General features: G+C 58.0%; 24 protein-coding genes. 16 read left to right on the plus strand and 8 right to left on the minus strand.

The window, feature by feature from the left end; genetic code table 11:
* Nucleotides 1-22: 22 nt before the first annotated feature.
* Nucleotides 23-979, minus strand: a complete 957-nt coding sequence (locus HU739_RS00390) for a cellulase family glycosylhydrolase (RefSeq protein WP_186550428.1) — start codon at nt 977-979, stop codon at nt 23-25.
* A 288-nt stretch (nt 980-1,267) separates the two neighbouring features.
* Here HU739_RS00390 and HU739_RS00395 point away from each other — a divergent pair, with 288 nt between their 5' ends.
* The 8 genes from HU739_RS00395 (at nt 1,268) to HU739_RS00430 (ending at nt 10,913) form a co-directional block, all read left to right on the plus strand.
* Nucleotides 1,268-1,708, plus strand: coding sequence for a low molecular weight protein-tyrosine-phosphatase (locus tag HU739_RS00395; protein ID WP_186550430.1), 441 nt, complete (start codon nt 1,268-1,270; stop codon nt 1,706-1,708).
* Between the two features lie 39 nt (nt 1,709-1,747).
* Nucleotides 1,748-3,970, plus strand: coding sequence for a polysaccharide biosynthesis tyrosine autokinase (locus HU739_RS00400; protein ID WP_186550432.1), 2,223 nt, complete (start codon nt 1,748-1,750; stop codon nt 3,968-3,970).
* A 42-nt stretch (nt 3,971-4,012) separates the two neighbouring features.
* Nucleotides 4,013-5,095, plus strand: coding sequence for a glycosyltransferase (locus HU739_RS00405; protein WP_186550434.1), 1,083 nt, complete (start codon nt 4,013-4,015; stop codon nt 5,093-5,095).
* A gap of 15 nt (nt 5,096-5,110) precedes the next feature.
* Entirely contained in the window at nt 5,111-6,223 is a 1,113-nt protein-coding gene (locus HU739_RS00410) for a polysaccharide pyruvyl transferase family protein (RefSeq protein WP_186550436.1), read from the plus strand.
* Nucleotides 6,220-7,452 (plus strand): MATE family efflux transporter, encoded by a 1,233-nt coding sequence (locus HU739_RS00415; protein WP_186550438.1) that lies wholly within the window; start codon nt 6,220-6,222, stop codon nt 7,450-7,452. The genes HU739_RS00410 and HU739_RS00415 overlap by 4 nt, the downstream gene beginning before the upstream one ends.
* Entirely contained in the window at nt 7,443-8,546 is a 1,104-nt protein-coding gene (locus HU739_RS00420) for a hypothetical protein (protein WP_186550440.1), read from the plus strand. Before HU739_RS00415 ends, HU739_RS00420 begins: the two co-directional genes overlap by 10 nt.
* Nucleotides 8,547-8,558: 12 nt before the next feature.
* Nucleotides 8,559-9,605: an acyltransferase family protein gene (locus HU739_RS00425; protein WP_186550442.1), complete on the plus strand. Its 1,047-nt coding sequence runs from the start codon at nt 8,559-8,561 to the stop codon at nt 9,603-9,605.
* Between the two features lie 177 nt (nt 9,606-9,782).
* Nucleotides 9,783-10,913: an SGNH/GDSL hydrolase family protein gene (locus HU739_RS00430; protein ID WP_186550445.1), complete on the plus strand. Its 1,131-nt coding sequence runs from the start codon at nt 9,783-9,785 to the stop codon at nt 10,911-10,913.
* A 122-nt stretch (nt 10,914-11,035) separates the two neighbouring features.
* On the opposite strand, the gene HU739_RS00435 is transcribed toward HU739_RS00430, so the two are convergent.
* Nucleotides 11,036-11,449 carry a phosphohexomutase domain-containing protein gene (locus tag HU739_RS00435; protein ID WP_186550447.1) on the minus strand — a complete coding sequence of 138 codons (414 nt, stop codon included), beginning with the start codon at nt 11,447-11,449 and terminating at the stop codon, nt 11,036-11,038.
* 31 nt (nt 11,450-11,480) lie between these two features.
* On the minus strand, nt 11,481-12,314 hold the full coding sequence (gene galU, locus HU739_RS00440) for a UTP--glucose-1-phosphate uridylyltransferase GalU (RefSeq protein ID WP_042560129.1): 834 nt from the start codon (nt 12,312-12,314) through the stop codon (nt 11,481-11,483).
* 390 nt (nt 12,315-12,704) lie between these two features.
* Between galU and galE the strand changes: the two genes are divergently transcribed.
* The 6 genes from galE to HU739_RS00470 all read left to right on the plus strand — a co-directional run bounded on the left by galE (nt 12,705) and on the right by HU739_RS00470 (nt 18,906).
* A complete protein-coding gene (galE, locus tag HU739_RS00445; protein WP_186550450.1) occupies nt 12,705-13,721 on the plus strand; it encodes a UDP-glucose 4-epimerase GalE in 1,017 nt (338 codons plus the stop codon).
* A 231-nt stretch (nt 13,722-13,952) separates the two neighbouring features.
* Nucleotides 13,953-14,189 carry a hypothetical protein gene (locus HU739_RS00450; RefSeq protein WP_016775457.1) on the plus strand — a complete coding sequence of 79 codons (237 nt, stop codon included), beginning with the start codon at nt 13,953-13,955 and terminating at the stop codon, nt 14,187-14,189.
* A gap of 90 nt (nt 14,190-14,279) precedes the next feature.
* The gene (locus HU739_RS00455; protein ID WP_186550452.1) at nt 14,280-15,395 is read left to right on the plus strand and encodes a polysaccharide biosynthesis/export family protein; all 1,116 of its coding nucleotides are present in this window, start codon (nt 14,280-14,282) and stop codon (nt 15,393-15,395) included.
* Nucleotides 15,396-15,407: 12 nt separating this feature from the next.
* Nucleotides 15,408-16,073 carry a YjbF family lipoprotein gene (locus HU739_RS00460; RefSeq protein WP_186550454.1) on the plus strand — a complete coding sequence of 222 codons (666 nt, stop codon included), beginning with the start codon at nt 15,408-15,410 and terminating at the stop codon, nt 16,071-16,073.
* Nucleotides 16,070-16,831, plus strand: a complete 762-nt coding sequence (locus HU739_RS00465) for a capsule biosynthesis GfcC family protein (RefSeq protein WP_407681939.1) — start codon at nt 16,070-16,072, stop codon at nt 16,829-16,831. Before HU739_RS00460 ends, HU739_RS00465 begins: the two co-directional genes overlap by 4 nt.
* A complete protein-coding gene (locus HU739_RS00470; protein ID WP_186550456.1) occupies nt 16,828-18,906 on the plus strand; it encodes a YjbH domain-containing protein in 2,079 nt (692 codons plus the stop codon). Before HU739_RS00465 ends, HU739_RS00470 begins: the two co-directional genes overlap by 4 nt.
* Nucleotides 18,907-19,518: 612 nt before the next feature.
* Here the strand turns inward: HU739_RS00470 and HU739_RS00475 are convergent.
* From HU739_RS00475 to HU739_RS00485, 3 genes are all read right to left on the minus strand, one after another.
* Nucleotides 19,519-20,913: an undecaprenyl-phosphate glucose phosphotransferase gene (locus HU739_RS00475; protein ID WP_186550458.1), complete on the minus strand. Its 1,395-nt coding sequence runs from the start codon at nt 20,911-20,913 to the stop codon at nt 19,519-19,521.
* A gap of 389 nt (nt 20,914-21,302) precedes the next feature.
* Complete coding sequence (locus HU739_RS00480; protein WP_186550460.1) at nt 21,303-21,962, minus strand: winged helix-turn-helix domain-containing protein; 660 nt, start codon at nt 21,960-21,962, stop codon at nt 21,303-21,305.
* 279 nt (nt 21,963-22,241) lie between these two features.
* Nucleotides 22,242-22,982, minus strand: coding sequence for a winged helix-turn-helix domain-containing protein (locus HU739_RS00485; protein WP_186550462.1), 741 nt, complete (start codon nt 22,980-22,982; stop codon nt 22,242-22,244).
* A gap of 488 nt (nt 22,983-23,470) precedes the next feature.
* On the opposite strand from HU739_RS00485, the gene HU739_RS00490 reads away from it, so the two are divergent.
* Nucleotides 23,471-24,304 carry an undecaprenyl-diphosphate phosphatase gene (locus tag HU739_RS00490; RefSeq protein WP_186550464.1) on the plus strand — a complete coding sequence of 278 codons (834 nt, stop codon included), beginning with the start codon at nt 23,471-23,473 and terminating at the stop codon, nt 24,302-24,304.
* A 48-nt stretch (nt 24,305-24,352) separates the two neighbouring features.
* Here HU739_RS00490 and dusA read toward each other — a convergent pair whose 3' ends face one another.
* A complete protein-coding gene (gene dusA, locus HU739_RS00495) occupies nt 24,353-25,339 on the minus strand; it encodes a tRNA dihydrouridine(20/20a) synthase DusA (RefSeq protein ID WP_186550466.1) in 987 nt (328 codons plus the stop codon).
* A gap of 226 nt (nt 25,340-25,565) precedes the next feature.
* On the opposite strand from dusA, the gene HU739_RS00500 reads away from it, so the two are divergent.
* Nucleotides 25,566-25,778: a hypothetical protein gene (locus tag HU739_RS00500; protein ID WP_186550468.1), complete on the plus strand. Its 213-nt coding sequence runs from the start codon at nt 25,566-25,568 to the stop codon at nt 25,776-25,778.
* Between the two features lie 3 nt (nt 25,779-25,781).
* Here HU739_RS00500 and HU739_RS00505 read toward each other — a convergent pair whose 3' ends face one another.
* On the minus strand, nt 25,782-26,573 hold the full coding sequence (locus tag HU739_RS00505) for a transporter substrate-binding domain-containing protein (protein WP_186550470.1): 792 nt from the start codon (nt 26,571-26,573) through the stop codon (nt 25,782-25,784).
* Between the last annotated feature and the right edge of the window lie 24 nt (nt 26,574-26,597).

Genomic DNA, 26,597 nt, shown 5'->3' on the forward strand with positions numbered 1-26,597 from the left:
AACAGGTCGGTCGCCCAAGGCGCTACTCGGCGTTTAACAGCGGCTCGACCGACAGCCGTGCCGGTTTCGCCTGACCGTCGGAAGTCAGCAAGCCAAAATTCTGCTCGCGTTCGTTACTGCCCGTGGCGCTGTTTCTCCATTCGTAGATAGAGGTCAACGGGATATTCAGCCGTTTAACGTCCGTGATAAATGCGTTGATCCTGGTCGCTTGCCCTTCGGGGCCACCGTTGGACGCGAGCGCGGAAACCCCCCACTCACTGATGACGCCCGGCAGATTGAAATTCTGCTGGATGAACGTCTGTGCGTTGCTGATCTGGGTGGCCGTCATGCCATACGGGTGGTAGGAGACGGCGTTCAGGCATTTAGGGTGTTCGCTGACGATGCGTTTCAGCGCAACGGTCGAGGCCGAGCCGGCGCTCGGTGCCCGGGCAAAGCCGAAACCGACTCGCGGCGCCAGCTGAGGCTGAGCTTCCAGCGCTTTACACATACCCGCCATGAAGGGCACGAAGGTGGTGTCGAAGTTGCCCGTTGGCCAGTAGGTTGCCAGGTCTGGCTCATTCCAGATCTCGATTGCCACCAATTGCGCGCTGTAGGACTTTTCCAGTCCGCTCACGGCGTTGGCAAACTTACCGCCGGCTGCGTCCAGTTCAGTGGGCGAAGTCGCGGGCAGTGCCTTGATTGCGCGCATGGTCAGCAGCACGGGTAACCCGGCTGAGGCGGCGGCGGCGAAAGCATCGCTGACCTGCTTCTGGTAGGTCTGGGCGGTCAGGCTGTCGCTCCACACGCCGAAGCGCACGAAGCTGAAGCCGGCTGCCTTGATTTGGGCGGCATCGGCGGCGGTGAAGCTCTGGATTTTGACCTGAACACCGATGGTTTTTGCTGGAAGGTTAGGGAACAGCTCACTGGCGTGAACCTGGCTGGTTGCACCGAGCGCCATCAGGGCGAGGGCGCCGAGTTTATTCAGATGTGCTGATTTCATGTCTGCTCTCCCGGAGAGAATGACAACTACGAATAATGATCCCGTTACTCAATTTTCGATAAGGGTGATGGCACTTAGTGCGTGAATGTTATTTTTTGTCAGGAAAAACGCAGCTGAAAATCACAGTTATTTTTAGTCCGCTAATTGTGGTTGGGGCGGCTTAAAACGCTGTGGTACTTAATGTCCTGTACTAACAGGGCGAAGCTATTTCTGAGTGCAGGAAAGTCGCGAGGGTTCATTAACTTTTGCGGCATGTTGGCTGTTTGATATTACACAGGAAAGCAAGACTTGTTCAAAAAGATCCTCGTTGTCTGCGTGGGCAATATATGCCGAAGTCCGACGGCTGAACTACTGCTGCGCAACGCGCTGGGCCCGTCGGCCATCACGGTGTCCTCCGCCGGCCTCTCCGCACGTGTGGGCGAGGGCGTTGAGCCTTCGGCGCGGCAGGTGCTCGAAGACCACGGGCATTGCGCCGAAGCGTTCAAGGCGCGGCAACTGACTTCGGACATCGTCAATGACTCGGATCTGATTCTGGTCATGGAAAAGAAGCATGTCGATCAAGTGCTGAAGATTGCCTCGCACGCCAGGGGCAAAGTGTTTTTGCTCGGTAAATGGCAGAGCGAGCGCGAAATACATGACCCGTATCGTCAAGGCAAGGCCGCTTTTATTCATGCCCACGCATTGATTAAAGATGCTGTTAGTTCATGGGCAAAGCGTCTCGGGCATTGACCAATATTCTTCAGAACAGTGAATGGTAAGAACAGACTTATGCAGTTACCGTCCGTAATCGGCAACCGTGACAACGATCAAGACAGTATTGATCTGATGGGCATCTTTGGCAGTCTGATTGACCAGAAATGGCTGATCGGCGCGCTCACCGGTGCCTTCATGGTCACCGGCGTCGCCTATGCGGTTCTGGCCACCCCGGTCTACCTGGCGAATGCACTGGTGCAGGTCGAACCGAAAAAGAACGACATGCTCGGTTTTTCCGACCTCAACAGCATGCTCGGTGGGCAATCGCCGTCGGTGACCGAAATCGGCATCATCAAGTCTCGCGCGGTGATCGGTAAAACCGTTGACGATTTGCGCCTGGACATCGACGTCACGCCCAACACGTTCCCGTTGATCGGCGGCTTTCTTTCGCGTCGCTATCGCGGCGACAGTGAGACCAGCGTCGCGCCGCCGCGTTTGGGCCTGAACAGCTACGCCTGGGGCGGTGAGCGCCTGGAGTTCAGCCGGCTCGAACTGCCGAAAGACCTGCTCGGCAAGAAACTCGCGCTGATCGCCGGCGAGCAGCAGCGCTTCCAGCTGTTCGATGAAAACGACAACCTGCTCGTCGAGGGCGTGGCGGGTGAGGCGTTTGCCAACGACGGTGTAGAAGGGCAGATCGCTCAGTTGGCGGCCAATCCCGGCACACGTTTTCAGGTGGTGCGCAATCCGCGGATCGTGACCATTCAGGGTTATCAGGACGCGCTGGACATTTCCGAGCAAGGCAAGGAATCGGGGATCATTCGTCTGGCGCTGGCCAGCTCGGACGCCGCCGAAGCAGTGAAAATCCTTAACAAGATTGCCGCTTTGTACGTCGAGCAGAACGTGCGTCGCACCTCGGCGGAAGCGGCGCAGAGCCTGGCGTTTCTGCAAAGCCAACTGCCCCAGGTCAAACGCGATCTGGCCAAGGCCAGCGATGCCTTGAACGCCTACCAGACCCACGGCAAGACCGTGAACATCTCGCTGGAAACGCAATCGGTGCTCGGTCAGTCCGTGGCGCTTGAAACGCGGATTTCCGAGCTGAAAATGCAGCAGGCGGAACTCGATCGCAAGTTCACCAAACAGCACCCGGCCTACCGCGCGTTGATGACGCAGATTGGCGAGTTGACCCAGCAGCAGAAATCCCTTGAAGGCAAGGTTCAGGACCTGCCGGCCACTCAACAGGAATTGCTCAACCTGACCCGCGACGTCGAAGTGGCCTCGCAGATCTACACGCAATTGCTGAACAAATCCCAGGAGCTGGACATCGTCCGGGCCGGCGCCGTCGGCAACGTCCGTCTGGTCGATACCGCCGACGTCGACCTGACCAGCCCGATCAAACCGAAAAAACCGCTGATCGTGCTGATCGCCACATTCCTCGGTGCTTTTGTCGGCGTTGCCCTGGTGTTGCTGCGCAAATCCCTCAGCCGTGGCCTGGAAGGTCCCGAGGCCATCGAGCAGTTGGGCTTGCCGGTGTACGCGTCGATTCCGTACAGCGCCTTGCAGGAAGAAGAGGACAGCAAAAAGGGCCGCGCGCGCGATGGTGTGGACAAGCCGGCGTACCTGCTGGCCCTGCGCAACCCGACGGATCTGTCGATCGAATCGATTCGCAGCCTGCGCACCTGCCTGCACTTCGCCGGGCTGGATTCGACCAACAACCGCATCATGATTTCCGGGCCGAGCCCACAGGTCGGCAAGACCTTCGTCTCGTCCAACCTCGCCGCGGTCATGGCCCTCAGTGGTCAGCGCGTGGTGCTGATCGATGCCGACATGCGCAAAGGTCATTTGCACAAGACCCTCGACACGCCGATTGCCAACGGTCTGTCCGACCTGCTGGTCAAGCGCTGCACCCTTGAGCAGGCGATCAATAAGGTCGAAGTCGACAACCTGCACTTCATCAGCCGTGGGCAGGTCCCGCCCAATCCGTCCGAGCTGTTGATGCACGCCAACTTCCGCGAGCTGCTGGCGCAACTCAGCGACCTCTACGACCTGGTGATCATCGACACGCCGCCGCTGCTGGCGGTGACCGACGCCGCCATCGTCGGCCGCGAAGCCGGCATCAGCCTGATCGTCACCCGTTTCGGCGTGAACCCGGCCAAAGAGATCGAGCTGACCATTCGCCGCTTCGCGCAAAACGGCATCGAGTTGAAAGGCGCGGTGTTCAACGGCGTCGAGAAGCGTGCGGCCAGCTATTACGGCGGCAACGGCTATTACAACTACGAATACGCGTCCGACAAGGCCTGACTGTCAGCGATTGTTTTTTTTCCTGTTTGAAGTGGGTGAGTTGTGAAAAAAATATTGCACGTGGCAGAGACGATCAAAGGTGGTGTCGCGACGGTCATCCGCACCATTTCGGCCTCGCCGGAAGGTGACGCGGCGAAGTATGAAATGGTTTATCTGGTCCCCGAGGACCAGGCCAGGGAGCTGCACGGCATCGCGCCGCAACAGATCCGCACTTTTCCACGCAGTGGCCGCAATGTGCCGTCGCTGTTGCGTTTTGCCTGGCGCCTGACCCAGGTGATGCTCAAGGAAAAGCCCGATGTGGTGCATTTGCACAGCACGTTTTCCGGGGTGATCGGCCGTTGCGTGTGCGTGCTGTTACGACCCTGGCGCAAACCGAAAATCGTCTACTGCCCGCACGCGTTTTCATTCCTGATGGAAAGCTCGCCGATCAAGCAGAAAGCGTATGCGTGGATCGAGCGGGTGCTGCAAAAAGTCACCGACGTGATCATCTGCGTCAGCCAGTACGAGCTGGATAAAGCCGCACGGTTCGGCATCGAGCGCAAGCGCATGAAGCTGATCTACAACGGCATTCATCACAAGGATGACGCGCCGAAAGCCACCGGCAGCGAGCCGATTCATCTGCTGTTCGTCGGCCGCCTCGACTACCAGAAAGGTTTCGACGTGCTGCTCAAGGCCTACGCCAAGGTCAACCGCAACGACCTGAAATTGACGGTGGTCGGCAGTGCGGTCAACGAGGACTCGGTCGAATGTCCACCCATGGACTCGGTTGAATACTTGCCGTGGGTCACGCCGGGCGAAGTGCAGGCGCTGTATCAAAAAGCCGACGCGCTGATCGTGCCCAGTCGCTGGGAAGGCTTTGCCATGGTCCCGCTCGAAGGCATGGCCATGGGCTTGCCGGTGATTGCCAGCAACTGCACCTCGCTGCCTGAACTGGTCACCAACGAAGTGTCCGGCTATGTCTTTCCGTCCGGTGACCACCAGGCGCTGGCCGATGTGCTGACGATCATCCAGAAGCCACGCCTGCTCGATCTCGGCAACGAAGGTCGCAGCATCGTGCGCGAGCGCTTCAGTGCCGCGCTGATGATCCGCCAGACCTACGACTTGTATCGCGCTCCCACTTATTAAGTAGAACTCAAGCTTATGAACGTAACGATTTTGCATGGCTACAGTGCGTCCAACTCTGGTGACGGCTTGCTCGTCGATCTGGCGATTGCCCTGGTGCAGCGCAATTTTGGTGAGGACACTTCGATCAATGTCGTGGCCTCCGATCCGGACTCCTTCAGCTACTTGCCGCACCCGCGCTTCGACGCGCCAGTGATGGCGGCCAAGGGACTGGGCCGGGTCAAGCAAGCGGTGTTCCTCAATCAGTCCTATGCCGGGCTCGCCGAACTGCTGAAAAAAACCGACCTGATCGTGGGTGTCGGCGGCGGCTACATGCGCTCCAAAAGCGCTTTCGAACACATCAAGTTAAAGCTCGGTCACGCCAAGCAACTGGAGACGGCGATTCTCAGCAAAGTGCCGTCGGTGTACTTGCCGCAAAGCATCGGTCCGTTCCACGGCGAGAGCAGCAAGATCGTTGAACACTACGCCGGTGCCGACGCTGTGTTTGTGCGCGACAACCGTTCTTCGGCGATCTTCGACGCCTATGAAAATGTCTATCGCGCGCCGGATCTGGCGGTGCAGTCGCTGGCGAGCAAGATCCTCGCGCAACCGAAATTCACCCGCTGCGCCGCCTCGCCGGCCACGGTCTGCGTGGTACTGCGCAAGCCGCCGGAGTGGAGCAAGGAAAAGAAGCTCGCTTATGTCGCCAATCTCAAGCTGTTACTGCAGCGCCTGAAGAACAAAAGCAAAGTGGTCTGCGCCGTGCAGAGTGCTGTGCGCGGCAACGATGACGGGGCGTTCTATCGCGAGTTGGGTATTACCGAAGACCTGCTGTCACTGAAGGCGACCATCGCCAAATACCAACCGGATCTGGTGATTTCCGTGCGCTTGCACGGTGCGATCGAATCGCTGCTCTCCGGCGTGCCGGCGTATCACATCAGCTACGAGCGCAAGGGCTTTGGCGCGTATCAGGACATGGGCGTGGAAGACTGGGTGATCAATGGCGGCGACATCGATGTCGACACCATCATCAACACGGTTTACAAGCCCAACGCATTGTCTGATTTCGGCCAGCGCCTGACCGACACCTGCCGCGAAATCGAGGCGAAGACCGTGGCCATGGACGAGATCATCAAGGGTGTCATTCGATGATATTTCGGCTGTTGCTTCGCGGCGGAGCCTTGGGCGCGAAGTTCTTGCTGGTGCTGGCGATCACTCATTACCTCGGTTATGAGGCGCTGGGTTTTTACGGCGTGGTGGTCGCGGCGTCGCTGATCGCTTCGAAGTTTTACAGTGTGGGTTTCAGTTCCGAGATCAACCGGCTGATCAGCGTGGGTGGCAGTTCCCGTCGTGTGGTCGACAAAGTCCTGCTGCTGTACCTGGCGGTGGGGCTGCTGCTGTCGGTGGCGACGGTGCTGGTGTATTCGCTGTTCCAGCAGGTGGAAGCGGCGGCGTTGCTAATCCTTTGCGTGACCCTGGTGTTGCTCACCGAGCACCTGTCGTTCGAGATCAACTCATTCGTGTTCTCTGCGCAAAAAGCCACGGCAGGGGCCTTGCTGTTCTTCATCAAGACTGGCCTCTGGGCGCTGTTGGCGGTGGGCGGGATGATGCTCGGTTGGGTCGCGGGCATCGCCAGTGTGTTGTGGCTGTGGGTGGTCGCCAACGTGTTGGTGATCGCGGTCGGTTACCTGATTGTGGTGAAGGTACACAAAGGCCGCGAAGCGGTGGCGCTGGACACCGCGACCGTGTGGAAAGCCGGGTTGCCGTTCTATCTCGGCACCGGGCTGATTGCCCTGAGTCAGTACGCCGAGCGCTTTCTGATCATCGATCTGGAACCCTACGCCAGCCTCGGCAAATACGTCTATGCGTGGTCGGCAGCGAACACTTTGCAGGCGTTGTCGTATGCGGTGGTGGCGGTGGTCGGCATTCCGGTGTTGGCCAAGCGTTTCCAGGCTGATCAGCAGGCGTTCACGGTCAAGCAACTCTTTATCAACAAGTGGGTGATGCGCTCGTTGGTCGTCTCGGCTGCGGTGGCGGTGGCGATTTATCTGTTCTTCAACGTGGTGCTCGATTATGTCGCCACCAGCGTCCCGCGTCCGGACAACGCAATCCTCGGCGTGCTGATCTTTTCCTTCGCCTTGCGCGCAATTGGCGACATCGTCTGGGGCGGCTTGATCGCTTCGAAAAACAGCCGGGTATCGCTGGCCAGCGCGGCCCTCTGCCTGATGATTTCGGTGCCGGTCAGCTACCTGCTGATCAAGCATTACTCGATCTATGGCGCGGCGTGGGGCAATGTCTTTGCGATCGTCGTGCAACTGGCCGTGATTGCCCTGTTGACTCGCGTCACCGGCGCGAAGAAGGCCGCGCTGTCATGGGCCTGAAGCTGCCGTGCATCGAGTTTCGTGGGCGCAGACTCGATTCGTCCATTTCGTTCCTGATCCTGTTCACCGGGCTGTTTCTGTCGGTGGCAATGCCGCTGCTGGTACCCCGCGATCCGGGCCCGGACGCGATGACCTTGTGGTCGTCCTACGCGCGCGCCGACAACTGCAATTTCTGGAACCCATTCTCGCCGGATCGCTCGTCCTACGAGTGTTCGGCGTTCCTGCTGCGGCCCACCGGGATCAACCTGACCAATGCCTGGGCCTACGGCATGTTCTGCAATTTCTTCCTCACGGCGATTCCGGTGATTGTCTTTCGGCGCATGCCGCTGACGATCTTCGGCACCCTGTGCCTGTGGGGCGTTGTGCGTTCGTTTTTCCTCGAGAACCTGACCAAGGAAATTATCGTTTCGGTGGCGGTGCTGAGCATTTTGCTCAGCTCGTTGACGCGCAAATATCGCGGCGGCTTTTTCCTCTCAGCGGTCATTTACGGCGTGTTGATCCGCCCTTACTGGATTCTGTTTTCGCTGTCGTGGGTCGGCGTCTGCGTGATGAAAAAATACGTGTCGCGCTTCACCTTCTTTCTGATGCTGTTCCTGTTTTACCTGGCGGTGGCGATGGCGATTCAGGTGGCGCTGGGCTTTCCGGTGTCGTCGATTCGCGCCAGCAACAACGAGCTGCGCACGGCGGGCGAGGAGGGCTCCAAGTCGCTGATCGTCTCGTGGCTCAGCGGCAGCGACTTCGTCTCGCAGGCGCTGGACTCGATGATCATTTTCTTTCGCCTGTCGTTCCCGGTGGAGCTGATTCTGCTGTCCGGGCCGGGGCAGGTGATCTTCGTTGCGCTGATGATCATGACCGCGCTGCTGCTGTTCAAAGTCATCACTTCGACCGATTACAAGGGCGCGCCGATCCAGACCAAACCCAAGGAACTGATCGCGATTCCGTTGGCGTTTCTGCTGGTGCAGGGCTTGTTCGAGCCAGACTTCGGCTCCTTCGCCCGGCACTTCTCGATGGTGGTGCCGGTGTTGTTCGTTGGCCTGGGATTGATGCTGCGCGCGAACAAACCGGCGCAGGTCGAATCACGAATTCTCACTTAAGGCAGGTGCTCTATGTCGAGCAAGAAAAAATCCCTGGAAATCGAAACCCTGCGCGGCCTGGCGTGCCTGCTGCTGGTGCTCTATCACGTCATCGGACCGCTGGGCGGCGGCTTGAAGATCGACATCGGCTCGCCGTTTCGGGTGCTCGCCGATTCGATGGTGTATGTGCGCATGCCGCTGTTCACCTTCATTTCCGGGTACATCTATTCGATCTACAAGATTCGCGGCAATGATTTTTCGGCGTTTTTCAGCGGCAAGGTGCGGCGCTTGATCGTGCCGCTGTTTTGCGTCGGTGTGCCGTTTTCGGTATTGCAAGCGGTGGGGCCGGGGGTGAACAAAGACGTCGGCGTGATCGATGCGCTGTTGTCGTTCTGGGTGCCGATCAACCACTTCTGGTTTTTGCAGGCGGTGTTCATCATCTTCATGTTCGTCGGCCTGCTGGAGTGGCGCGGCCTGCTGCGTTCGGCGACGCGGCTGTATGGGCTGTTTGCATTTGCAGCTGTGTTGTTTTTGCTGCCGCCGTTGCCGCTGGATGCGTTCGGCATCAACGGCGCGATTTACCTGCTGCCATTTTTTGTCGCGGGGATGATCGGCCAGGAAAACGTCGAGCGCTTGAAACGCACGTTCAAAGTCAGCGGGCCACTGCTGTTTGTGGTGATCTCGCTGACGCTGCTGTACGTGGCGGCGATGGATCGCGAGTTGATTGTCGACCGTCGCAGTGTGGTCGGGCTGATTGTGGGTTGTGTGTCGTGCTTCGCCTTGTTGTCCAGCGACATGCGTTCCAGGGCGCTCACCTGGCTGGGCGGTTATTCTTATGCGATTTTTCTGTTTCATGTGCTGTTCGCCGCGACGTCGCGGTTTGTGCTCGGGCGCCTGGGCGTGAAGGATGAAAGCCTGTTGGTGCTGGGCGGCTGGAGTTGTGGCTTGCTCGGGCCAGTGGTGTTGGCGATGGTGTTCAGTCGGTTCAATTTCACCTCCGTGTTGTTCCTCGGAGAGCGCGCGGCGAAGCAGAAACCGCCAACAATCGTGACACCTGTTGTGCAGACGCAAAACAGCTGAACACTGTTCCATGCTGTACACAAAACCCCTGTAGGAGTGAGCCTGCTCGCGATAGCGGTGGATCAGTCAATAAATTTTTATCTGATAGACCGCTATCGCGAGCAGGCTCACTCCTACAGTTGATTTGTGTACGACAGACGTCCCGACAGAGGGCATCACAGACAAAGGAAATATCGAATGTTGCCAGTAGACGCCCCTCAACCAGTCGCCGCCTCGGTCATCGAGGTGGGCGATGCCCGCGAGCGGTTTGCGCAGTGGCGCGAGGGTAAGGCCGGCAAGGTCTTGTCGGTCTCGGTGATCGGCGACAGCTACACCGCCGGGCAGGATTTCTACCTGAACAAACTGGTGCAGCGAGTGGCCGGCGAAGTGGGCTTCGCCGGCCCCGGTTACGTCGGCTTCAACCACGGCGCGGCGCTGGGCGGCTCGCACTTCAAATACACCCGCAGCAGCGACAAATACTTCGGTGGTGGCTGGAAAGTTTCCGACCTCGGCCAGGCCAGTCCTGACAGTCGCACAGTGACGGGCAAGCCCGGTGCATGGCTGCAGATTGACGCCAGTCCGACACCCGCGATCGACACCACCGTCACCCAGGCGAAATTGCTCTATCTGGGCAACGGTGAGCCTCACGAAATCCGCTATCGCTGGACACCCTCGCAAGACTGGCGGCCCTTGCAGCTTGAAGGCTCGGGCGTTCAGGAAGTCGCGCTGCCCGACGCACCGTCGGCGGCAGACTGGTCGTTCAAAATGGAAGTGGTGCAGGGCGCACCGACGTTGTTCGGCCTGTGGATGAGTAACGATCAGCAGGGTGTACGGGTGTCGAAACTGGCAGCGTCCGGGGCTGCGTCAGCTGACTTCTACCACAAGGATCCACAGTGGCAGACGCAGTGGAAAGCAGTCGTGGCAAAGATTCCGGCCGACGTTTACCTGATCATGCTCGGCGGCAACGACCAGGGTTTTGGCGTCAAGCCTGTGCAGTACCTACAAAACGTTCAGGGCCTGGTGAGCATGCTGCGCGAGATTCAGCCTGCGGCGAGCATTAACCTGATCATGCGTCAGGACACCACGCGCTCCAGCGCCTATCCGATGTCGGCGTATGCGCAGGTACTCGAACCCTGGGCGCGCGAGCAGCATTTGGGCTTCGCCAATCTGCAGTGCGCTTTCGGCCCCGACGTTAAACGCTACGCTGCGGCAATGATCGGCCCGGACAAGATTCATCCGCTGCCGGCCACGGGCGGCAAGGTGATTGCCGATTATTTTTATGGCTGGATTATGGGTGGCAATCCTGAGTGCGGCGCTGCCCTACGCTGATGTGGGGGCACGGTGATCGTTCCCACGCTCTGCATGGGAATGCCGCCCGGGACGCTCCGCGTCCCATCGAAGCGTGACGCAGAGCGTCACAGGATGCATTCCCACGCGGAGCGTGGGAACGATCATTTCGCAGGGGCGAAGTTATCGATTTGATCGAGCAGTTCGTCGAGCTTCTGCGGCATTAACCGCGTATCACAACGGGTTTCCACGTTGATGATAATCGCCGGGTCGTTACAGCACAGGCGCACGCGAAAGCGCCAGTCGCTGAAAATCACTTTCAGCCCATCGCGGTCATCCATTTCCAGCGCCTGCTCGCCATACAGTTGCTTCAAATGAGCGAGCAGGGGATAGGGATCGCGCATCGGTCGGCGGATATCGCCGGACGCGGGAAACACGCCGATGCGCTCCACCAGCAGAATCGTGCCCAGCCAGGATTCATTGGCGCTGGGCAACGGTTGATGGCGGGACAACCAGCTCATCACCCCGAGGTTGTCTACCTCACGTTCAATCTCTGTCGAATGTTGTGCAATGTTCATGGTTGTCCGCCTGTTGTGAGTGAAAGCCGTCTCAGCGGCCCTTGAGGTACACGTTCTCGTAGCAGAAATTGGTCGCTTGCAGATAACCCTCGGCGTCGCCGCAGTCAAAGCGCAGGCCCTTGAATTTGTAGGCCAGCACGCAACCGTTCTGCGCCTGTTTCATCAGCGCGTCGGTGATCTGGATCTCGCCGCCCTTGCCCGGTTGGGTGTCGGCGATCAGGTCGAAAATGTCTGGCGTCAGGATGTAGCGACCAATGATCGCCAGGTTCGACGGTGCGTCTTGCGGTGCCGGTTTTTCCACCATGTTGTTGACCCGGTAAATACCGTCGGAAATCAGCTCGCCGGCGATCACCCCGTACTTGTGGGTCTGGTCCGCCGGGACTTCCTGGATGGCAACGATCGAGCAGCGGAATTTCTTGTACAGCTGGATCATCTGGGTCAGCACGCCATCGCCTTCCAGGTTCAGGCAGAGGTCATCGGCCAGCACCACGGCGAAGGGTTCGTCACCGATCAACGGGCGGCCGCTGAGAATGGCGTGGCCCAGGCCCTTCATTTCCACTTGGCGGGTATACGAAAAGGTGCAGGTGTCGATCAGCTCACGGGTGCCGGCAAGAAATTTCTCTTTTTCAGTGCCGCGGATCTGGTGTTCGAGTTCGTAGCTGATGTCGAAATGGTCTTCCAGCGCACGCTTGCCGCGACCGGTGACGATGGCCATGTGTTGCAGACCGGCGTCCCGCGCTTCTTCAACGGCGTATTCGATCAATGGCTTGTTGACGATCGGCAGCATCTCTTTCGGCATGGCTTTGGTGGCCGGCAGAAAACGCGTGCCATAACCGGCAGCGGGGAACAAACATTTACGAATCATAAAAACATCCTGGACAGTCATGGAACACAGGCGACGGTTGCAAGCCGAAAGAACCGGCTGCAAGTTATCAATGATGATTGAAGGGCTACTTTAATACAGTAGCCAGGTTGTTAATGGCAATGCGCAGTGGCGGTTAAATGCTGCAATGTTATGCGATGTCGGTCAGAGCATTATTAGTTATTTTTAGTCGGCATCTGCTAATAGTGGTAAGTGCGCAGGGAGTGCTAATAAGTATCCGCCAACAGAGTTTGACCCGGAAAAATATTTATTACCAGTGGTTGAACTAATTTTGTTAAAGGTTGTTGTCGCCTTGTTTATGTGGACTGCCACACACATTCACTGCATGAGGCTTGACACGCTACCGGGTACTTATCAATGACGGACCGCGCTATGAAAATTCTGGTCACCGGGGGCGCCGGCTATATCGGCTCGCACACCACACTTGCACTGCTCGAAGCAGGTTATGAAGTTGTTGTTCTGGATAATCTTTGCAACAGCAGCGATGCGGCACTGCACGCCATCGAAGCCATCTGCGGCAAGAGCGCGTGGATGATCCGCGGCGATGTCTGCGACCGTGCGCTGCTTGATCGGATTTTTCGCGAGCACCGGATTGACGCGGTGCTGCATTTCGCCGGGCTCAAGGCGGTCGGCGAGAGCGTGCGCAAGCCGCTCGACTACTACGAAACCAACGTCGGCGGCAGCATCACGCTGTGCCAGGCGATGGCGGCGGCGGGGGTGTTTCGCCTGGTCTTCAGTTCATCGGCGACGGTGTACGGTGAGCCTGCGCAGATGCCGATCCGCGAGGATTTTCCCACGGGTAATCCGACCAATCCCTACGGTCAGTCCAAGCTGATCGTCGAGAACGTGCTGCGCGACCTGAGCCTGGCCGAGCCGCGCTGGAGCATTGCGCTGCTGCGCTACTTCAACCCGATCGGCGCCCACGCCAGCGGACACATGGGTGAAGACCCCAACGGCATTCCCAATAACCTCGTGCCGTATATCAGCCAGGTCGCAGTCGGCAGCCTGCGCGAACTGTCGATCTTCGGCAACGACTACCCGACGGTCGATGGCACCGGCGTGCGCGATTACATCCACGTCGTCGATTTGGCCGACGGGCATTTGAAAGCCCTGCAATCGATCAGCGAGCGCAGCGGTATCCACACTTGGAATCTTGGCACGGGCGACGGCTATAGCGTGTTGCAAGTGCTGCATGCCTTCGAACAGGCCTGCGGCCGGCCGGTGCCGTATCGCATGATGCCGCGCCGTGCCGGTGACATTGCCGAGAGCTTTGCCGATGCCTCGAAAGCGGCGAAAGAGCTTGGCTGGAAAGCCACGCGCAGTTTGCAGGACATGGTCACTGATACCTGGCGCTGGCAGTCGAACCATCCCAACGGTTACGCGGGATGATGGCCAATTAGCCCAATGTTATTTTCAGTCAGGTTGTTAGATAACGTCGGGAAATTACACTGGCAATGCCTTTTACAAGTCCGTAGATATAAACCTGCCGTTCGACTTTTATCAGTTGGGTAAGACTGTGAAAGAACAACGGATCTTGTTCGCGCTTATGGCGGACTTGAACGCTACCAACTCTAACTCAGGCCGGTTTTTTAACAGGTCGAATGTTAGAAAGGAGTTGTTATGAAAAAAGTGATGGCAGTTGCCCTGTTGACGATGTTGAGCAACTGGGCTGCCGCCGCTGAAGCGCCGCTGACAGCGGTAACCAATGTAGGTGGCAGTGTGGCGGCTTCTCAAGCGCCCGCTGCCAGTACTGCAATGGTTGCCAGTGCTGTAGCGGCGTCCAACAGCGGTGGCAGTGCCAATGGCGGTACCACCGGTACGACGGGTACCACCGGTACAACCGGCACGCATAACTAACAGGAACATTTGTTAGTGCAGTACAGGGTCGCCCGACGCAAGTCGGGTGACTTTGTTTTTGGATTCGCCCTTGAATAGCGTAGTGCCATTATGACTCGTAGTGTTTATCTTTTAATGTTGGCAAGTCTCGCTTTGCAAGGTTGCATGTTTTCCCCCGGTCAATACCTGAGCACCGGCAGCATCACCCGCCAGGGCGCCAGTGAAAGCAGCCGGGTCGAGCTGATTCCGATCACGCCCAAGCTGATTTCCATGAATCGCGCCACGCAAAAGCGTGAGACGTTGCCGCCGGAATTGCTGGCGACCCCGGCCGAATACCGCATCGGCAACAACGATGTGTTGTACATCACGGTCTGGGACCACCCCGAGCTGACCGCCCCGTCCGGCGCGCAGCAACAGATCGATGCCAACGGCCGCCTGGTGCGCTCCGATGGCACGCTCTACTACCCGTTCATCAAGGAAGTCCAGGCCGCTGGCCGGACCATCCAGCAACTGCGTTCGGACATCGAGCAACGGCTGTCGGCGTTCATCGCCGAGCCGCAGGTGGATGTCGCGGTGTTGCGTTTTGCCAGCCAGAAAGTCGTGGTCACCGGTGCGGTCACCAAAGCCGGCCCGCAGGCGATTTCAACCAACCCGCTGAGCGTGGTCGAGGCGCTTGGTTCCGCCGGAATCGACACCAACAATGCCGACTTGTCCGGGTTGTTGCTGACGCGTAACGGGCGTGTCTATCCGCTGAATCTGGACTCGCTCAACCAGCAGGATTCCGAGTTGCAGAACGTCTTCCTCAAGGGCGGCGATCAGCTGTATCTGCCGTACAACGACAACAAACGTATCTACGTCATGGGCGAGGTCAACCAGCCACGTGCCCTGAGTTTCAAGACGGCGACGATGAACCTTTCCGATGTGCTCGGTTCGGTCGGCGGTTTGAGCCAGACCACCTCCAACGGCAACGCCGTGTACGTCATTCGCGGGGTGGAAAACCTTGATGTCGAACCGGCGAAGATCTACCAGCTCGAAGCCGAATCGCCGACCGCCATGGCACTCGCCTCGCACTTCCAGGTTCGCCCGCAGGACGTTGTGTATGTCGGCCCGGCCAACGTGACGCGCTGGAACCGCTTCATCAGCCAGTTGGTGCCGTCGGCGTCGATTGTCGGTACCGGGGCTTCCGCTGCGAAGAACTGGAGCGAATACAGTAACAACAGCAAATAAGGCCGCCCGACTGTGAAGACTTTGAAAGCGGGCGTCTGCCTGATGGCGGCCTTATTGCTGTGCGGCTGTAATCCGTTGATGAGCGCGTCCTTGAACAACCTCAAGGCAGCGGCCGTCGGTCCGGACGAAGTAGAGGTGAGCCCCGCCGAAGTGGCCGGGGTCAACTATCCGCAATTGAAACTGACCACGCCGTCCGGCTCCGGGGTACTGGCGCTGGTACGCGAACGTGAGGACCTGCAGTTCTGGGTCGCGTCCGGCAAACAGGTGTTGCTACTGCGTAACGGCCTCGCCGTACGCAGTATCGGCCTGGGCCTGGAAGGTGATCTGGACGGCACGCGGCTGGCCGATGACGCGCCGTTCAAACACGGTCTGCACCACGTCGCCGACGGCTTTGCCACACGGCGCTGGATCGACCTGTACAAGGGCCAGGAAGTCGGCGTCATCGTCAACAGCCGCTTCTCCCGCCGCGCCAGCGAAACCCTGGAGATCCTCGACAAGGCCTATACCGTGCTGCGTATCGACGAGCAGATTGACGCCCCGGCCATCGGCCTGCGCGCGACCAATCGTTACTGGGTCGATCCGCGTGACGGTTTCATCGTGCAGAGCGAGCAGCAATTGACCTCGCAACTGCGCGTGAAAATCGTACAACTGACGCCTGATCGCAGGCATCTGCCGTGAAGCGCCTCGGTTATTTATCGTTGTGCCTGATGCTGCTGAGCGGCACGGGTCACGCAGCCGTCACCGTTTCCGGCGATGTCGCCAACCCCGGGGCGATCGAGTTGCCACCCGGCGGGCGCTTGCTCGATGTGATCAGCGAGGCTGTGCCCAATGCCGAAGGGTATTGGCTGGCAGGCGTGTTGCTGCGCAAGTCGCTGGTCGAACAGCAGACGCGGCTCAAGGTCGGCGTGTTGTTTGATCTCGACGTGTTGCAGCGCATGGCCACGCTGTTCGACCGGCCGAGCAGGGCGGCGCTGGCGCAGCAGATTGCCGAGCAAGTGCGGCAAATGCCGGTCACCGGGCGGCAGATCGCCGACCTTGATCCGGTAGCGCTGGAAGTCGGTTTCGCCCGCAACATTCGTCTCGACGATGGCGATCGCCTGATCTACCCCAAACGCGTTGACGAGGTCGAAGTGTTGGGCGCTGTCGCCGAGCCTTGCCACCTGCCGTATCAGCCGTTGCAGGAGGCCCGTGAATATCTGCAGGGCTGCACGATTCTGGCCGACGCCGAAGCCGACTACCTGTGGCTGATTCAGCCCAACGGCGTTTCACGGCGCGTCGGCATCGCCCACTGGAATCGCGAAAGCGGGCACTTTCCCGTGGCCGGCAGCCGGATTCTGGTGCCGCTTAAAAATGATGATCTAGATCCGCCTCTTCCTGAACTGAATCAGCAGTTGGCCGAATTCATTGCCACGCAGCTGGCCGAGGTGGTTCGTTGAAGTTACGTTTTGCAGCTGTGTTGTTATTGCCTTGCGGTCTGGCTCATGCCGAGCCGCGCATTACCCAGAATGACTTCGGTGGCGCCGGTCTGCTGCAGACGCCGACCGCACGCATGGCCCCGGCCGGCGAGTTGAGCGTCAACGCCAACCGCACCGACCCTTACAGTCGCTACAGCGTGTCGTTGCAGCCGCTGGACTGGCTCGAAGGCTCGTTTCGCTACACCGCGATCACCAACCGGCCTTACGGCTCGGAGGCCCTGAGCGGCAGCCAAAGCTATAAGGACAAGGCGGTTGATGCCAAAGTCCGGCTGTGGGAAGAAAGTCACTGGGCGCCGGAAGTGGCGCTGGGCTTCCGAGATATCGGTGGTACCGGTTTGTTTTCCAGTGAGTTTTTCGTCGCCAACAAGCGCTACGACAATTTCGATTTCAGCGCGGGCATCGCCTGGGGCTACATCGGCAACCGTGGCGACTTCGATAACCCGTTGGGCTTTGCCAGCGAGCGCTTCAAGACCCGCCCGGAAACCGAAGGCACCGGTGACGTCAATGCCGGTTCGTATTTTCGTGGCCGGCCGTCGTTCTTCGGCGGCGTGAGTTACCAGACGCCCTGGGATCGCCTGAGCCTGAAGCTTGAATTTGACGGCAACGATTACAAAAACGAACCGAAGGACAACGAGATCAAGCAGGACTCGCCGATCAACCTCGGCGCGGTGTTCAAGGTGACCGATTCGATCGATCTCAGTGCGGCTTGGGAGCGTGGCAACACCGCGATGTTCGGTGTGACTTTCCACACCAACTTCGTCAGCCGCCAGGCGCCCGCCAAAACCTACGACCCCACGCCGGAACCGCTGCCGGCGAAAGCGCCGACCAAGACCATGGAGCAGGTCGACTGGGCCGACGTGTCCAAACGCTTGCAGCAGAATGCCGGTTACAAGGTCGAGCGCATCAGCCAGCGTGATTCCGAGCTGATCGTCTATGGCGAGCAGCAGCGTTATTTCCATTCGTCCAAGGCCGTCGGGCGGGCGAGCCGGATTCTTGATAACAGCGTCAACGACGACATCGACTGGTTCACTGTGGTCAACAAGCGCTACGACCTGCCGCTGGAAGAAACCAGCGTGCCGCGCCAGACCTTTCGCGAGGTGGTCAACAACGAAGAGCCGCTGCTGTCGCTGCACCGCACCACCGAGATCAACCCGGCGATGCCGCACAACGAAAAAACCCTCTACACCGAAGCGCCGCAGCATTTCAGTTATGGCGTGGGCTTGGGCTTCAAACAGAACGTCGGCGGCCCGGACGGCTTGCTCTATCAATTCAGTGCCGATGCTGATGCCGAATATCGCTTCAATCGCAACACCTGGTGGAGCGGCTTGCTCAGCGCGAACCTGGCGAACAACTTCGACAAATTCAGCTATGACGCGCCGAGCGGTTTGCCCCGTGTGCGCACGGACTTGCGTCAGTACCTGACCACCTCCAATACCACCATGCCGTTATTTCAGGTCAGCCACGCCGAGCAGTTGGATAAAGACCTGTACGGCATGGTCTACGGCGGTTATCTGGAGTCGATGTTTGCCGGTGTCGGCGCTGAAGTGTTGTTCCGTCCGACCGGCGAACGCTGGTCGCTGGGGGCGGACATCAACTGGGTACGTCAGCGCGATTTCGATCAGGGATTTGCCTTGCGCGACTACTCGGTGGTGACCGGGCACATCACTGGCTACACCGACCTGCCGTTCGACACGCTGGCTGCGGTCAGCGTTGGCCGCTACCTGGCCGGCGACTGGGGCACGACCGTGGACATTTCGCGGGAGTTCTTCAACGGCGTGCGTGTGGGGGCATGGGCGACGATCACCACGGCCAGCAGCGCCGAATATGGCGAAGGTAGCTTCGACAAAGGCCTCTACCTGTCGATCCCGTTCGACGAGATGATGAGCATGTCGACCATGCGCCGCGCCAACCTGGTCTGGGCCCCGCTGACCCGTGACGGCGGCGCGAGGCTCAATCGCAGCTATCAACTGCACTCGATGACCGATAGCCGGGAAGGGGATATGTTCTATCGCAACTTCGAGAAGATTACTGAGTAAGCGCCGGCCTCCCAAGCCCGACACAAAACCATTGCAGGAGTGAGCCTGCTCGCGATAGCGTCCGGTCAGCTGACATCTTGATGCCTGACACACCGCTTTCGCTGGCAAGCCAGCTCCCACAGGGTCTGCGTCACGCCGCAACTCTGGATCCAGCCCCAAAACCTGTGGGAGTGGGCTTGCTCACGAAGGCGCCGGCACATCCAACATCTCCATCGCCTGACCCACCGCTTTCGTGAGCAAGCTCACTCCCACATTGGCTATCTGTCTCAGCGAAAATCCCTGCTCAACCCCAAAACCCTGTGGGAGCGGGCTTGCTCGCGAAGGCATTGGCACATCCAACATCGCCATTGCCTGACCCACCGCTTTCGCTGGCAAGCCAGCTCCCACAGGGTCTTGCGTCACACCGCAGATCCTGGTTATGACCTGAATCCCGGTGGGAGCGAGCCTGCTCGCGAAGGCGCCAACACATTCAGCATCTCCATCGCCTGACCCACCGCTTTCGTGAGCAGGCTCACTCCCACAGGGTTCGTACCTGTACTCGGGACCGGTTTACCCAAATCCCGCCCACAAAAAAGGGGACTTTCGTCCCCTTGCGACCCGAAGCACTGCGCCTCAGTAAATATCCTTCGACAGCAAGGTAAATGGCGTCTTCACCAGAATCTTCAGATCCAGCCACAACGACCAGCTGTTGATGTACTGCAGGTCAATCTCGACGCGCTTCTGCATTTTGTCCAGGGTGTCAGTCTCACCACGGCAACCGCTGATTTGCGCAAGCCCGGTGATGCCCGGTTTAATCCGGTGGCGCGCCATGTACGCGAGGATTTTCCCCGAGTAATAGTTGTTGTGTGCAACCGCATGAGGGCGCGGGCCGACCAAAGCCATGTGCCCTTGCAGCACGTTGAACAGTTGCGGCAACTCGTCCAGCGACGTGCGGCGGATGAAGCGGCCGACAGCGGTGATACGCGAGTCATTACGGCTGGCTTGTTTCACTTCGCGGTCATCGTGAACACGCATCGAGCGAAACTTCCAGACCTTGATCACCTTGCCGTTCCAGCCATGCCGATCCTGCTTGAAGAACACCGGGCCGGGCGAGTTGATCTTCACCGCCAGGGCGATCAGCAGCAGTATCGGACTCAGCGCGATGATCGCCAGGAACGCCACCGTCTTCTCCACGAGGCTTTTGCTCAACGCCGCGGTCGGACGGCTGGTCAGCGGACTCTCATTGAGATAGATCGCCGGCAGACCGTCTACTACTTTCACCGAGTGATTGAGCAGGGTCAGGCTGTTCAAGTCCGGGACCCACACCACATCGACGTTGGCGCCCAGCAAATCGACATACATCGCTTCGATTTTCGCCGCTTCGCACAGCGGCAGTGTGATGTACAAGCGACGGATGTCGTGCGCTTCGATCAGTTCCAGCAACTCGTCCTGCGCACCCACGACACGCGGTGCATCCGATGCGAGAAGCGGTGTGTCACCGTTGCTGACCAGACCGATCAGCGGCAGGTTTTCCAACTGGCTGAGTTTCCTCGCCAAGCCCAGGGCCAGTTCGCCGGTACCGACGATCAGGGTCCTGTGCTCGCTTTTCCGCGAACGCTGGTAGTACTTGGAAAACGCATGCAGCGGAGCGTAAAGAAACGCCTGACCGAGGAAGCCGTAGACCGCCCAGCTCAGAATCACCTGACGCGAAAACAACTCATCGGCCTGGCAGACAAAGGCGATGCACGCGAGTGCCGCCATGGTCATCGACCAACCCATGAACAGCCGACCCAGCCCGGTCAGGTAATTATCACGTTTACGATAAACGCCGCTAAACGTGTAAGCCGGCACCGATGCCAGAACCGCCAGCGTTGCGCACATACGGTAGTAGAACGCGACCGTCCCGGTGTGCTGCTCGGCGAGTATGAACAACAGCGTTACCACAAAGCCCTGTGCCAGCGCCCATTGGCCCCAAAAGGTCAGTCCCTTGAGGCCCGTGCTTCGATTGATACTGAGAGAAAGATCCATACGATATCCCCAAAAGACGTCCATTCAGGTTTCAACAGTTGAAAACCGACTTGTTATGCAGACTTATTGTTTTTGTTCTAGCGAGTGTCCTGAGGTAACAACGTCGATATGTCGAACTGTCGTCAGTCAATAGACTAATTTATTGACGGGAAGGGTGTCTGACGAGTTCTAACAAGATGGCACAGTGCCAACTTTTTAATAATTAAATAGCTGAGCTGTTAGAAAAGGTCGTGTAACGGGGGGTGAATAAAGACGGTTGTATTTGTTACTGTTGGAGGGGTGGAGGCAGGTCGCTGGATAGTCAGGGGAGGTGAAGCCAACAGAGTGCTCTTCTTGTTGTTGTAGTCGCACTTTATATCTGTTTGCTTTATTCGGAGTGTCGAAGGTGATTACGCGACGATATCCTGGATGAGGCAATATCCGCGGTTTCTTACAGCACGAAACAGCCGTTCGCCGTTACTGGCGCTCTTAAACTTGTCCTGCAATCGGCTCAAGCACATCTCAAGCCCGCGGTATTGCTCTGGTTCGCGGCCGATACTCAGAATCAGGTCGTCGCGACTGACAACTCGATCTTCGTGAGTCAGCATCTTTCTGACCAGAGCTGTCTCTAGACCAGTCAGGCTGATCTCGACACTGTCTTTGACCAATGCACCTTGAGCATTGTCCAGATGCCAGGTTTCGCTGCCGGATACATCGCTTTCAATGGCGGTTGGCATTGCGTTGTTATGTCCAGTCAATGCCGGGATGTTGTGAAAGGGATTGCCTGTTTGCGCGGCCCGCCATTCGGATTCAAGCGTGGCCAGTATGCGCTGGGTATCATGTTCGATGCTGCGTGCAACATTTTTTCGACTGAGGCTTGGGTAACTGAACTCCATGACCGTTGGGGCGGAAGAGGGCGAAGCAACACCTTCAACAAACATTTGTGCCTGCGATGTGCCAAACGAGTTGAAACGTTCACTGGACAAGATGCTCTCCAGTTCACGCTGCGACGTTGAGCTGTGCGCCACGACAACAAAATATTTTCTTGGGAGGGTTGTACTCGTTTCCATGTCTCTCTCCTAAATACATACCAAAATTGGCTAAAAGATAAATCGGCAGGCGAGCAATGACTTCCTCGGAAGTAATCGATAGGCAGGGTTGGGCCGAATGATGGCCCTCGATAAATTCCACTCGAACTGCTGCTATGTTATGGAGTTTTATTGTTATGGGTCGTGTTGTCGCGCTCATTCAAAAGCATGATTTCTGACAGGCGTGGAGCAGAACTGGAGCTATAGAGTTGCATCAGACGATCCTTCGTTCGTATGCAAAAAGGATTGGCTGCCCGTGAGTCAGGCAGTCGATATCAGGCCCCGCATCAGGCGATAGCCGTAGCCGCGGATGCTCTGAATCGCGTTTGTACCATACATCTCCTTGATTTTTCCACGCAAGCGACTGATTGATTTTTCCAGCGCTCGAGGATCGTAGAAATTGGTGTTGAGGCCCATGATGCCGGCTATTTCATCGTGGCTCAGTATGTGATTACCCGTCTGCGCAAAGGCTTCGAGGATCTTCATTTCGGCAAACGAGATGTCGAGTTTCTTGCTGGTGCTCATCAGGCAGATACGCGTCGGGTCGAGCGTCAAGTTGATGTCACGTTGCCATTCTTCGCTATTGAAGAACTCTGCCAGCAAGTCGGCACTGTCGTCTGAAAGGGTATTGAGCTTGATACAAGCATCCGCGCCGGCCAGATAATATTTGATCTTGTTGAAGGCGCCACGGCCCGTTATGACGGCGCAGATCAGCGGTTTCAAGTTGTCGCTACGCAGGCTTTCGACCAGTGCAAGATTGTCTTCAAGGGCCTGCGGGCTATCGATGACTAGGAAGATGGCGCGATACGAACCCAGGTATTCACTCTGGTTGAAGTTGCCTGTGTATTCGCTGGCTTCAAGCGGTATATCGATTCGCACGTGCGGGGCGACTAGCGCTCTAAAATGTTCAGCCACGCCACGGGTACGACCCAAAGTGAGAACACCAGGTTCGTCATTTGTCGGGCGCGGGCTTCTAGTCGCTAAGTTCCCTGAGAGCATCATGCTTTGACTCGAATTAGTGCTGACATCGGGATGTTAAAGCACCGGTTCTCATCTGTGACTGACAATTGGTAACATTTACGCGGAAATTAGACGTGGCTCGCGAGTTTTCTAACAATAATTAAGCTTTTCAAGCTTTTAGTTGATTTCCGCGAAGCTGTGAACTACTGCCTAGATGATGGCGATATGCAATGGTGCCACTATTCTGAGTCTATTGCGATGGCTTTGTCTATGTCCTTTTGCCACTGAATGGCCATCCGGGAAGAATGTGAACCAGGTCACGCTTTATATCTTTGCTGAAATATTTTTACTACAAAGATATAAATTTTTTCTGAGTAGTTCGTCGGCCGACGATTATTAACATGGCTTGAGTGTGGCATTTCATAAGACCTATTCTTCCGGGCCAAAAGAACTACTTGCATGACTTTAGATGCTCAAACCCTGAGTGTTATTGCCCGGTCGCTCGCCCTGAGCGCTCTGACGGAGGATTAATGGATTTCTGGACCCTTTTCCAGGTGTTGATATTAGGTGCGGTAGAAGGCCTGACCGAGTTCTTGCCCATCTCAAGCACCGGTCACCAGATTATTGTCGCTGACTTGCTTGAGTTCGGCGGCGAACGCGCGATGGCGTTCAACATCATTATTCAGTTGGGGGCCATTCTTGCGGTTGTCTGGGAATTTCGTCCGAAGATCTTCGAGATCGTCAAAGGCTTGCCGACCGAGCGCAGCGCACAACGGTTCACGATTAACTTGCTGATCGCCTTTTTTCCGGCAGTTATCCTGGGCGTGTTGTTCGCTGACACGATCCACGAATACCTGTTCAACCCGATCACCGTTGCCGTGGCATTGGTCGTGGGCGGCATCGTCATGCTGTGGGCCGAGCAGCGCAGCCATGTCGTAAGCGTCGAGCACGTCGACGACATGCGTTGGTCCGACGCGCTGAAGATCGGTTTCGTACAATGCCTGGCGATGATTCCCGGCACATCGCGCTCCGGCTCAACCATTATTGGCGGCCTGCTTTTCGGTCTGTCGCGCAAAGCCGCTACCGAGTTCTCGTTCTTCCTCGCCATGCCAACCATGGTCGGCGCCGCCGTGTACTCCGGCTACAAATACCGCGACCTGTTCCAGCCCAACGACCTGCCGGTTTTCGCTCTGGGCTTCGTCACCGCGTTTATCTTCGCAATGATTGCCGTGCGCGGCCTGCTCAAGTTCATTGCCAACCACAGCTATGCCGCGTTCGCGTGGTATCGCATCGGGTTTGGCTTGCTGATTCTGGCGACGTGGCTGTTTGGCTGGGTGAACTGGACGGCGGCTGCTGCGGCTTGAGGTGCAAGCCAGGCGGCCCAAGCCGCCTGACTGAATGACGGGAGGGCATCAGCGCCCTTCGAGCAACGCCGCCGCCTGATCCAGCAGCGCCAGCGGATCCTTGGCCTTGTGGATATCCACCGACAACAACTGACGGAATTTACGCGCCCCCGGGAACCCGGTGCCCAGGCCCAGCACATGTCGAGTGATGTGATGCATCGCACCACCCGCCAGCAAATGCTCGGCTATATAAGGACGCAGCTGCGCCAACGCCTCGGCGCGGCTGATCACCGGCGCCGGACTGCCGAACAACTGCTGATCGACCTCCGCCAGCAAATACGGATTGTGATAAGCCTCACGCCCCAACATTACACCGTCGAACGTCTGCAAATGCTCATGGCAGGCTTCCAGCGTCTTGATCCCACCATTCAACACAATCTCCAGTTGCGGAAAATCAGCCTTCAATTGCGCCGCCACGTCATAGCGCAATGGCGGAATGTCGCGGTTCTCCTTCGGCGACAAGCCCTCCAGAATCGCGATCCGCGCATGCACGGTAAAACTCGTACACCCGGCATCCCGCACCGTACCGACGAAATCGCACAGCTCGGCATAACTGTCGCGCCCGTTGATCCCGATCCGATGCTTCACCGTCACCGGAATCGAAACCGCATCGCGCATCGCCTTCACACAATCAGCCACCAACTGCGGATGCCCCATCAGGCACGCACCGATCATGTTGTTCTGCACGCGATCGCTTGGACAGCCGACGTTCAGGTTGACCTCGTCGTAACCGTGCTCCTGCGCCATGCGGGCGCAAGCAGCGAGATCCAGCGGGACGCTACCGCCCAACTGCAAAGCGAGCGGGTGCTCGGCGTCGTTGTGGCGAAGGAAGCGTTCGTGATCGCCGTTAAGGAGCGCGCCGGTGGTGACCATTTCGGTGTAGAGCAGAGCATTTTTCGACAGGAGACGCAGGAAGTACCGGCAATGGCGGTCGGTCCAATCCATCATCGGAGCAACAGAAAAGCGGCGGGACAGTGGCGCGGGTTGTAGAGGCATTTTGGGGAATCTGAATCAACGAGGCGAAGGCGCGGGAGTTTATCAGGAATGCGGTCGGGCAAAGATCCGCTCAGCGCTATTTCTGCGTTCTCTATGGCAGTCGCCCTCAGCGCCCAAGATGCTGAACCGGTGCTGTCGGCCAAGCAAATTTCATATTGGCGCACGCGGTACGGGCGCAGGATGCTCGGACAAGACCGTCGTTTTTCATCCAGAGGGGAATCGTGCGATGAACATTCATGTCGTCAGGGTGCTGTTGATTACTGCAACCGTATCGGTGCTGAGTGCTTGTTCAGGCGGGGCAGGCCTGACCACGACCAGTTGTTTCGCCGCAGATTGCCAGTCGTCTGAAGGCCGTAATGCCAATACGTTGAACTTCGGCGGCAACAGTATCGGCAGCAGCCTGAGTCAATACAGCTCCGGCATGCTGCACGACGATTAGCCTTTACTGCGCCGCAGGCACGGCAATCCACTCACCCAGGGTCTGCTGATATTTTCCGGTCACCTTACTCAAATGCAGCCACTGATCGACATACAGTTTCCAGCTGATGTCATCGCGCGGCAGCAAGTAAGCCTTTTCGCCGTATTGCATGTACTGATGCGGATTGACCGCGCACAAGCCGGGTTTTAGCTTCTGCTGATACAGCGCTTCCGAGGCGTCGGTGATCATGACGTCGGCCTTGTTGTCGAGCAGTTGCTGGAAAATCGTTACGTTGTCGTGCAGGGCCAGTTGTGCCTTGGGCAGGAAGGCGTGGACGAAGGCTTCGTTGGTGCCGCCGGCGGGTTCGACCAGGCGTACGTCCGGCCGGTTGATCTGGTCGATGGTCTGGTACTTGGATTGGTCGGCGCAGCGCACCAGCGGTATTTTGCCGTCGGTGTCGAGGGTGTTGCTGAAGTAGGCTTTTTTCTGCCGTTCCAGCGTGACCGAGATGCCGCCCATGCCGATGTCGCATTTGCCGGCCTGCATATCGGGCATCAGGGTTTTCCAGGTGGTTTGCACCCATTGGACTTTGACGCCGAGGCTGTCGGCCAATGAGCGGGCCATGCTGATGTCGATGCCTTCGAAATCACCGTCGGTGCGCTTGAAGGTGTAGGGCTTGTAGTCGCCCGTGGTGCAGACGCGCAGTTGGCCTTGTTGCTGGATGCGGTCGAGGTGGCTGGCGCTTGGCTCGGCGTGGACGCCGGTGGCCAGGGTCAGCAGAGCGCAGGCGATCATCGTGCTTTTTGGTGTTGTCATGGAGATCGGACTTCTGAGAGGGAA

The organism is Pseudomonas hamedanensis (assembly GCF_014268595.2).
Taxonomy (GTDB): domain Bacteria; phylum Pseudomonadota; class Gammaproteobacteria; order Pseudomonadales; family Pseudomonadaceae; genus Aquipseudomonas; species Aquipseudomonas hamedanensis.